Consider the following 5,218-nt stretch of genomic DNA (forward strand, 5'->3'; position numbering starts at 1 on the left):
TGGCAGAAATAATATGGCTACTGTAAATGCCATTAGCCCAGATGGTATGCAGATCAGGTATCAGTTTCAGGTTAGGTAATTTTCAACCTTTATTTATTTAGAAAGCCTTCCCGATAATTTGGGAGGGCTTTCCTATTTTTGCGAAATGGATTCAGTTCCCTAATCTTTTTCATTTCTTGAGCAAACCCTATTACTCTTGCCCGAAAAAGCTATTTTTTGGGAGGAGCAACAAACGCTCATTGTTGCAGATATTCATCTTGGAAATTTGGACATTTCAGAAAGGCGCAACACGGCAAATGCTTACCCTTCCTTACTTCCAATTTGGTTCACGACAAGCTAATTTGCCTACTTTCGCGAAATTTATTGCAAAGTTTAGGATGAAAAATACTCAGGATGACCGAATTTTTGCAGTGCTTCAGGATAAGATTGTTGGTTTTTAATCTTCAAGATTTTCAGATTCAAAATTTAGATTGTTTCTAAATAGACAAATTCTTATTTCACTTGCTATATAACTGCACGATTTTTCTCATATAATGGTAAATTTGCTTCCTGAATAATAAAATAATATAAGGTAATGAGCAATTTCGCAAAAACGTTCTCATCCTCATTGGGAAAAAAACTGGTAATGGCCCTCACAGGCATTTTCCTCTGTACGTTCCTCGTTGTACATTTGGTAGGAAATTTACAGTTGTTTAAGGATGATGCAGGACAGGCATTCAATGCCTATGCCTACTTTATGACGCATTTCGGTCCGATAAAGATCGTTTCTTATTTGTTATATGCATCAATCATCATTCATGCAGTTTATGCATTATTGCTGACTGCTGGTAACAAAAAAGCGCGCCCTGTAGCTTACGCTGTTCAAAAAGGCGGACAGAATAGTCCATGGACCTCCAGAAACATGGGAATACTTGGCACCATACTGTTGATTTTTATTGTGGTTCACATGGGTGATTTCTGGTGGAAATACCATAATGCTGAATTACCTTATGCAAAATATGAGATTAGTCTCGAAAACCCGAAAGATATTCAGGTTTCAGAGCTGCCATACGATGCAAACAGGCTGATTCATTCAGACATTGTAGATGTACAGGCAGGAAAGCAAATTGTAGTTTCAAAGGATTTGTATAAAATCGTTAACAATGCATTCCAAACTTGGTGGTATGTTCTTTTGTACGTTGTTGCGATGGCTGCTTTGTCATTTCACCTGATTCATGGATTCAAAAGTGCTTTTCAAACCATTGGATGGAATAATAGCAATCTAGTTCCGATCATCCGCTTTTTGGGTGTATGGGTTTTTGGAGTCTTGATTCCATTGGCCTTTGCCGCAATGCCATTATACTTTTTCTTCAAATAGGATTACACAATACCCGGGAAACCGGGGTTTAAATAAATTTCTGAGATGAAATTAGATGCTAAAATTCCACAAGGCCCTTTAGCCGAGAAATGGTCCAAACATAAATTTAACCTTAAACTGGTTAACCCAGCCAATAAGCGTAAATATACGGTTATTGTTGTTGGAACAGGTTTGGCAGGATCTTCTGCAGCGGCTTCTCTGGCAGAATTGGGTTATAATGTTAAAGCCTTTTGCTTTCAAGATAGCCCCAGAAGAGCACATTCTATTGCCGCTCAAGGTGGTATAAATGGAGCAAAGAATTACCAGAATGATGGTGACAGTGTTTACCGTTTATTTTATGACACCATAAAGGGTGGTGACTATCGTGCCCGCGAAGGTAATGTTTACCGCCTCGCTGAAGTATCAGTAAATATTATTGATCAATGCGTAGCACAGGGTGTTCCTTTTGCCCGTGAATATGGGGGCTTACTTGATAATCGTTCATTTGGTGGTTCTCAGGTTTCGCGTACGTTTTATGCAAGAGGGCAAACTGGACAGCAACTTCTTTTAGGAGCATATTCATCTTTGAATCGCCAGGTTAATTTAGGCAAGGTACAAATGTTTACTCGCCATGAAATGATGGATGTTGTGACCATTGATGGTGAGGCAAAAGGTATAGTTACCCGTGATCTAATCAGTGGTGCCATTGAAACTCACTCAGCTCATGCGGTATTATTGTGTACAGGTGGTTATGGTAATGTATTCTACCTATCAACCAATGCGATGGGTTGTAACGTGACTGCCGCCTGGAAAGCGCATAAGCGAGGTGCTTATTTTGCAAATCCATGTTTTACACAAATCCATCCAACTTGTATTCCTGTAACTGGTGATCATCAATCCAAGCTGACTTTAATGTCTGAATCATTAAGAAATGATGGTCGGGTTTGGGCTCCCAAAACCAAAGAACTAGCAGAAAAAATTCGGAAGGGTGAACTAAAGGCATCTGAATTGAAAGATGATGATCGAGATTACTTCCTTGAAAGAAAATATCCTGCATTTGGAAACCTTGTTCCACGTGATGTTGCATCCCGTAATGCCAAAGAAATTGTAGATGAAGGTCGTGGTGTTGGTACTTCAGGCATTGCAGTATACCTCGATTTTGCCGAATCTATCAATCGTCTTGGAGAGGATGCTGTGCGTGCTAAATATGGTAATCTATTTGATATGTACCAACAGATTACTGATGAGAATCCATACAAACAACCCATGCGTATTTACCCTGCTGTTCACTACACTATGGGTGGATTATGGGTGGATTATAACTTACAAACTACCGTTAAAGGTCTATATTGTTTAGGTGAGGCTAACTTTTCAGAACATGGAGCTAACCGTTTAGGAGCTTCTGCACTGATGCAGGGCCTTGCTGATGGATATTTTGTGATTCCATATACTTTAGGAGATTATCTAGCTACTATCGGGCCAAAAGCAATTGATACTAATCATCCTGCCTTCGAAGAAACTAAAAAGAATGTTGTTGATAGAATTAATAAGCTAATTAGTCTTAAAGGGAACAAAACCGTTACGGAGTATCACCGTGAACTAGGGCATATCATGTGGGAATATTGTGGGATGGCTAGAACCGAAGAAGGCCTGATCAAAGCAAAAGGTTTAATACGTGAACTCAAAGAAGATTTTTGGAAGAATGCGATCGTTACTGGAATCAACGAAGAATTTAATCAAAATCTTGAAAATGCAGGCCGTGTTGCTGATTTCATTGAGCTTGGCGAACTGATGGTAGACGACGCTCTTGACAGGAAAGAATCTTGTGGTGGCCACTTCCGTTTAGAAAGCCAAACACCAGAAGGTGAAGCATTAAGAGATGATGATAATTATGCTTATGTAGCGGCATGGCAATATAATGGCGATAATCAACCTGAATCTCTGCATAAGGAAGAGTTGGTTTTCGAAAATGTTAAATTAACACAAAGAAGTTATAAATAAGACAGGAGATAAGAAGTATGAGATTTTTGACACTAGGGTCTTAAATTTCATATCAATCTCAATAATAAAAACCAAGATTGAGACACAGAATACAGATTTATATCGCATATCTAATGTCTCACATCTCATATCTCAATAAAAATGAGCAATAATATGAATTTGACATTAAAGGTTTGGCGTCAAAAAAATGCTAAAGCAAAAGGTGAATTAGTTTCATATCAGGCTGACCATGTTTCTCCGGATATGTCATTTCTGGAAATGCTTGATGTTGTAAACGAAGGGCTGATCAAGAAAGGGGATGACCCCATTCACTTTGATCATGATTGTCGCGAGGGCATCTGCGGATCCTGTTCATTGCATATTAATGGAAGACCCCATGGTCCAAAGCAAGGTATTACTACTTGCCAGCTGCATATGCGTAGCTTTAATGATAAAGATACTATCGTTATAGAGCCATGGCGCGCTGAAGGATTTCCAGTAATTAAAGATCTTTCAACAGACCGTTCAGCATTTGATCGTATTCAGGTAGCAGGTGGATTTATTTCGGTAAATACAGGTGGAGCTCCTGATGCTAATGTTATTCCTATTCCAAAGGTTGTAGCCGACGAAGCATTTAATTCTGCTACTTGTATAGGATGTGGTGCATGTGTTGCAGCATGTAAAAATGCTTCAGCAATGCTCTTTGTTTCTGCAAAAGTATCTCAATTAGCACTATTGCCACAAGGGCAGCCTGAGCGTTATCGCCGTGTACAGGCCATGGTTGCACAAATGGATGCCGAAGGTTTTGGAAGTTGTACCAACACAGGTGCTTGTGAAGCCGAATGTCCTAAAGAAATATCTATTACAAATATTGCAAGAATGAATCGCGATTATTTTAGTGCTAAACTTTTAAACTCTGAAGAATAGTTGAAGTATTAATTCTAACAAGATTTTAGAAGCTCAAATACGTATTTCGTGTTTGAGCTTTTTTTATGGGGTGTATTATTCAAAAATAATGATCAAGAACTCAACCGTATTTTACTGGATATTAACCCAATTGTAATATTATTCAGCTAATTTTGAATGAACCTTGATAAAATGGGTCAAATGATATGCGAATAAGTTTTCATGGTGCCGCAAGGAATGTCACAGGAAGTAAACACTTAATTACTCTTGATAATGGCATACAGATTTTATTGGATTGCGGGATGTTTCAAGGCATGGGTGAGGAATCGGATGAGCTTAATGAATATTTTGGCTTTATTCCTTCAGAGGTTGATTATTTGATACTTAGTCATGCTCATATTGATCATAGTGGTTTGATTCCACGACTGGTTTCCCAGGGGTTTAAAGGAGAAATTTATTGTACTCCTGCCACCATGGACCTGGCCCGGATTTTATTGATGGATTCTGCTAGAATTCAGCAGAAGGATTCAGAGTATAGTAATAAACGCAGAGCGCGTAAAGGTTTGCCATTGTTAAAGCCATTGTATACCGAAGATGATGCAATGGCCTGCTTAACGCAGTTCCGTATTATTGAGTATAATACGGAGTTTCAGATTAATGAAGATATTAAGCTAGAGCTCACTGATGTAGGCCATATTATTGGTAGTGCAGCAGTTCATTTAACAATCAATGAAAATGGAAAAACTAGCCGATTAACATTTAGTGGAGATGTTGGCCGCTATGGTGATCTTATTCTGAAATCACCCGAAACATTTAAACAATCTGATTATATTCTTTTGGAATCTACCTACGGCGATAGCCTGCATAAAGATACGGAACCGGCAGAAGAATTACTTAAGGAGATTATCTATCAAACTTGTATTCTACGTCGTGGTAAGGTTATTATTCCTGCATTTAGTGTTGGCCGTACTCAAGAATTACTGTATTCATTAAATG

The 5,218-nt window shown here is 38.6% G+C and carries 4 protein-coding genes; all 4 read left to right on the forward strand.

Going from position 1 to position 5,218, the window contains the following annotated elements; all coding sequences use genetic code 11:
- The first annotated feature begins 574 nt into the window (after positions 1-574).
- Positions 575-1,357: a succinate dehydrogenase cytochrome b subunit gene (locus ACIQZ6_RS11675; protein WP_395811294.1), complete on the forward strand. Its 783-nt coding sequence runs from the start codon at positions 575-577 to the stop codon at positions 1,355-1,357.
- 45 nt (positions 1,358-1,402) lie between these two features.
- The gene (locus ACIQZ6_RS11680; RefSeq protein ID WP_395811296.1) at positions 1,403-3,337 is read left to right on the forward strand and encodes a fumarate reductase/succinate dehydrogenase flavoprotein subunit; all 1,935 of its coding nucleotides are present in this window, start codon (positions 1,403-1,405) and stop codon (positions 3,335-3,337) included.
- Between the two features lie 141 nt (positions 3,338-3,478).
- Complete coding sequence (locus ACIQZ6_RS11685; RefSeq protein ID WP_395626026.1) at positions 3,479-4,243, forward strand: succinate dehydrogenase/fumarate reductase iron-sulfur subunit; 765 nt, start codon at positions 3,479-3,481, stop codon at positions 4,241-4,243.
- Positions 4,244-4,428: 185 nt separating this feature from the next.
- The coding region (locus ACIQZ6_RS11690; RefSeq protein WP_395811299.1) for an MBL fold metallo-hydrolase at positions 4,429-5,218 on the forward strand (790 nt) is incomplete at its 3' end.

Source organism: Daejeonella sp. (assembly GCF_044348475.1).
GTDB lineage: Bacteria > Bacteroidota > Bacteroidia > Sphingobacteriales > Sphingobacteriaceae > Daejeonella.